Source organism: Streptomyces calidiresistens, assembly GCF_014141525.1.
In the GTDB taxonomy this organism is placed as follows: Bacteria; Actinomycetota; Actinomycetes; order Streptomycetales; family Streptomycetaceae; genus Streptomyces; species Streptomyces calidiresistens.
On sequence record NZ_VKHS01000469.1, the window covers coordinates 1 to 4462 of the forward strand.

Genomic DNA, 4462 nt, shown 5'->3' on the forward strand with positions numbered 1-4462 from the left:
GGGGCGGGCTCCCCGGTCGCCTCGGCGGTGAGCTCCGCCGTGGTGGGGACGGTGTCCCGGGGCCCGGGAGCGGGTTGGGGCTCCCGGTCGGCGACCGGCGCGGGCGTCGTGCCCGGCACGGGCGTGTCGGCACCGCCGCCGGTGGTCTCGTCCCGGGCGAAGCCCGCCGGGTCCATGGTCCGCGCGGTGCCGGTTCCCGGGTCGATCATGTCCACCCGCAGCCCCGCGGGCAGTTTCCCGGCGACCCCGGCGTCCGAGACCACCCGCACCTCGATGCCGTCGGAGGGGCCCACCCACAGCGGCTCGGTGCCGCCGCGCTCGGCGTCCTCCCACTCGGCCGGGACGGGGTTCGGCTCCAGGGCCAGCCAGGAGGACCAGCCGCCGCCGGAGGCGTCCCGTACCCGGGCCTCGACGGTGCCGACCAGTTCGGTCTCCGGGTCGGTCCAGGTGACACCGATCAGGCTGAACGGATCGGTGGCGGTGCGGGGCAGTTCGGCGCGGGTGCCGGCGGCGGAGCGGGCCAGGTCGGCCTCGTGCGTCTCCGGTTCGACCACGGCGGCCGAGGGGTCGTCCCCGGCGGTTCCGGTGGAGCCGCCGGCCATGCCCTGCATGACGAGGGTGCCGAACACGGCGGCCCCCGCGACGACGGAGGTTCCCCACAGACGACGTTTCACGGACGTCTCCATCCAGCGGGCGCGTCCGGTGGGGACGCGCGACCACACCGCGCCACCGGTGGGCGGCGCGGGCACAGCGAAGTACGGGAAGTGCGGTGGGTCCGCCCCACGGGGGGCGGGGGTGGTACCGGTGCGGCGATCGGTGCCGGTCGCCCGAAGGGGGAGGCCGACAGAGGGACGCGCGGGGTGGGGCCGGAACGGGTGAGGGCTCCTCACGCCCTCACGGGCACGGCGGAGTCCGCTGCACGAACCTCGGCATCACCGCGCGTAGCTTAATCGAACCCCCGTGTGTTCCGAGAGCGCCGGTAGGCTTTCGGACGACATCGGGGGTCGGCACCGGGCCCCGGGACGGCTGAGAGCGGGACGGACGGACGTGGCGGACGCGACGGAGACGGCACAGGGACCCTGGTTGATCGTCGGGCTGGGCAACCCCGGTCCGCAGTACGCCGGGAACCGTCACAACGTCGGCTTCATGGTGGCCGACCTGCTCGCCCGACGGATCGGCGGTTCCTTCCGGGCGCACAAGTCGCGGGCACAGGTCTGCGAGGGACGGCTCGGCATCCCCGGCTCCGCCGCCGGGTCCCCCCGGGTGGTGCTCGCCAAGCCGATGACCTTCATGAACCTCTCCGGGGGGCCGACCGGCGCCCTGGCCTCCTGGCTGAAGGTGCCCGTCGAACGGATCGTCGTGATCCACGACGAACTCGACATCGACTACGGGGTGCTGCGCCTCAAGCGCGGGGGCGGTGACAACGGCCACAACGGGCTGAAGTCGATCACCTCCGCCCTGGGCCGGGACTACCACCGGGTGCGCTGCGGTGTGGGTCGTCCGCCGGGCCGGATGGATGTCGCCGCCTTCGTGCTCAAGGACTTCTCCACCGTCGAGCGCAAGGAGTTGGACTGGTTCGTGGACCGGGCGGCGGACGCCGTCGAGGCCCTGGTGACACAGGGGCTGGAACGGGCGCAGAGCACCTTCAACGGCTGAGCGGCGTCCGACGGGGCGTCGGAGGGGCTCGGCTCCCTCCCCGGGACGGGCCCGACGTCCCTTGACCCGACGCGGGGCATGGCCAAGGATCGCGGCATGTCCGACACCGAGCGCCCCGGGAGGGGTCACCGACCCCACTCGCACCGGGAGGAACGGCCGTCCCGTCGTGCCCGGGGTTCCCGGGGCGGTGACGGTCGGGATCCGCGATTCCACGATGTGGAGGATCCGGGGACGGAGCCGATCGAAGCGGGCGACGACGACGGGGAGCCGGAGGGGCCGCCGGAGAGCGGGGCCGTGCGCGCCGGCCGATGGCTGCTGCGCGGCGTGCTGGCCGTGGTGGCCCTGTTGATCCTGGCGTCCGGGGTGTGGACCTCCTGGGACACCATGCGCCACGCGATGGGTGGTGGCGGCGGGGAGCGCGGGACGCTCACCCTGCGGGAGTGCGGGCGGGACGCCTGCGCCGGCTCGTTCGAGCCGTTCAGCGGCGCGGCGGCCGGGGACGAGATTCCGCCATCCGTGGTGTTGGCGCAATCGGTCGGTCGCTCCGCCGGCGAGAGCCTGACGGTGGTGCTGCGGCCGGGGACCGTGGAGGCGGTGCGCACGGGTGGGCCGGGCGTGATGGAGGCCGCGCTGCCCTTCGCGGGGGCCCTGATGCTGGCCTCCCTCGTCATCGGGGGCGGCCTGCGGATGGTGCGCACGGGTTGGGCGACCGGGATTTCCGGGATCGTCCTGCTGGGCGGCATTTTCCTGACCTGGTAGCCACAGCCGTATCACCCGTAACCCACCGGACTCCGGCACTTCACCCCCCGATGGGCGGTAAACGCCTGTTACAGAACTGTTGCAGGGGGCCAATCGGTCATAGGCGCCCCAAGGGGGCTTTTTGCCATGGACGCGTCTTGCCAAAAATCGCCCCTCACGAGGAAGCTATGGCAGCCACGTTGTCCGATATTCATCAAGTCCCCCCAAGATGTGGACGGCCTCCATGCGCATCTTTTCCGTCAAGGGCGCCCTCGCGGCGTCCGCCGCCGCGACGATGATCTTCCTCGGCGCGGCTCCCGCCTCGGCGACCTTCACCTGGTCGGGAACCCTCCACGAGCCGCACCGCGGTTCGGTGGCGGTGGACTTCGCCAAGGAGGGTGAGACCTGCCCCGGCGTGTCCGAGAACGAGGACGGCTGGCACTTCGTCACCCGCGGTACCACCAACTTCGTCAAGCTCGAGGCGACCTTCGAGAAGGCCGGCACCATCGAGCTGACCACTTTCGGCCCGCCGTCCGACAAGCACGCCTACATCGCCACGCCGGTGGGTGATGTCCTGGTCGACGCCACCGCCACCCTGAAGGGGCACAACAAGAAGCAGAACACCTTCCTCCTCTCGCACGCCTGCCCCGGCACGGAGGAGTCGGGCGAGAACGGTGGCACCGGCGACACCGGTGACACCACCGAGGGCACCACGGGCGACACCACCGAGGGCTCGACCGGCGACAGCACCGAGGGCCAGACCTCCGAGGGCTCGACGGGCGACACCGGCGACACCACCGAGGGCCAGACCTCCGAGGGCTCGACCGGCGACACGGGTGACAGCACCGAGGGCACCACGGGCGACACCACCGAGGGCTCGACCGGCGACGAGGGCACCGAGGGCACCACCGGTGACGACGCCGAGGCCACCACCGGCGGCGTGACCCCCGATGGCGGCAGCGAGACCCCGGACCTGGCCAACACCGGCTCCAACACCCCGGTGATCGGCGCCTCCGTCCTGGCCGCCGCCCTGCTGGGCGTCGGTGGCTACATGGCGATGCGTCGCCGCAACGCCGCCGGCCGCGCCTGACGCGACCGCGGGCGACACCGCACCCGCACGCACCACCCGGAAGGCCCCGTTCCCACTCCCCCCGGAGTGGGAACGGGGCCTTCCCCCGTCACGGGGACCGGTTCGGGCGGGTACCGGTGACCACGGTGGTGCCGTGCTCCTCCGAGGTCACCGCATCGGGGAGCAGGCCGTGTTCCGCCACGACGTCCAGTGCCCCGGCCCTCTGCCGCTCGCCGGTCTCGACGAGGAGCCGACCGCCGGGGGCCAACCACCGTGCCGCGCCGGCCACCACCCGGCGCAGCACGTCGAGGCCGTCCCGGCCGCCGTCCAACGCGGTGCGGGCCTCGTGGTCGCGGGCCTCTCCCGGCAGGAGGGCGATCTCCTCGGTGGGCACGTACGGCACGTTGGCCACCAGGACGTCGATCCGCCCCCGCAGCCCGCTCGGCAGCGCCTCGAAGAGGTCCCCCCGGTGGACCCGGTGCGCTCCGAGCGCGGCGAGGTTGCGGCGGGCGCACCGCACGGCGGTGGGGTCGAGGTCCGCGGCGTGCAGTTCGAGGCGTTCCCCCCGGGCGAGCAGTGCGGCGCCCAGCGCGCCGGAGCCGCAGCACAGGTCCACCACCACGGCTCCCGGTCGCAGCAGCGCGACCGCCCGCTCCAGCAGGAACTCGGTGCGGCGACGGGGGACGAAGACCCCCGGGTCCACGGCGATCCACAGGCCGCCGAACCGGGCCCGCCCGATGACGTGCTCCAGGGGCTCCCCGGTCGTGCGACGCCCGATCAGCGTGTCGAGTTCGGCCGGGTCGGGAGCGGCGGCGATCAACAGGCGTGCCTCCTCCTCGGCGAAGACGCAGCCCGCCCGGCGGAGTCGGGCGACGACCCCGGGGTCCGGCGGATCCCCGCCGGGGGGCTCCCCGTCCTCCCCGGGCGCGTGGACCGGCTCGGCCCCGCCGTCGGTCCACGGGGCGTCACCGGGAAGGGGTTCGGGCGGCGGGGGAAGGG

General features: G+C 73.8%; 4 protein-coding genes and 1 pseudogene. 3 read left to right on the forward strand and 2 right to left on the reverse strand.

Annotated elements, in window-relative coordinates:
• Positions 1 to 674 (reverse strand): annotated as a pseudogene (locus FOE67_RS17765) (N-acetylmuramoyl-L-alanine amidase); the annotation flags it as partial.
• Between the two features lie 373 nt (positions 675 to 1047).
• On the opposite strand from FOE67_RS17765, the gene pth reads away from it, so the two are divergent.
• From pth to FOE67_RS17780, 3 genes are all read left to right on the forward strand, one after another.
• Entirely contained in the window at positions 1048 to 1656 is a 609-nt protein-coding gene (pth, locus tag FOE67_RS17770; RefSeq protein ID WP_182665456.1) for an aminoacyl-tRNA hydrolase, read from the forward strand.
• Positions 1657 to 1752: 96 nt separating this feature from the next.
• The gene (locus FOE67_RS17775) at positions 1753 to 2415 is read left to right on the forward strand and encodes a hypothetical protein (RefSeq protein WP_228473997.1); all 663 of its coding nucleotides are present in this window, start codon (positions 1753 to 1755) and stop codon (positions 2413 to 2415) included.
• Between the two features lie 223 nt (positions 2416 to 2638).
• Entirely contained in the window at positions 2639 to 3484 is an 846-nt protein-coding gene (locus tag FOE67_RS17780) for an LPXTG cell wall anchor domain-containing protein (RefSeq protein WP_182665458.1), read from the forward strand.
• Positions 3485 to 3572: 88 nt separating this feature from the next.
• On the opposite strand, the gene FOE67_RS17785 is transcribed toward FOE67_RS17780, so the two are convergent.
• Positions 3573 to 4286, reverse strand: a complete 714-nt coding sequence (locus tag FOE67_RS17785; protein ID WP_228473999.1) for a putative protein N(5)-glutamine methyltransferase — start codon at positions 4284 to 4286, stop codon at positions 3573 to 3575.
• Positions 4287 to 4462 lie beyond the last annotated feature (176 nt).

Bases quoted from the DNA above. Each gene is read 5' to 3' on its own strand.
- FOE67_RS17775 (WP_228473997.1), top strand. From the start codon at position 1,753: ATGTCCGACACCGAGCGCCCCGGGAGGGGTCACCGACCCCACTCGCAC.
- FOE67_RS17780 (WP_182665458.1), top strand. From the start codon at position 2,639: ATGCGCATCTTTTCCGTCAAGGGCGCCCTCGCGGCGTCCGCCGCCGCG.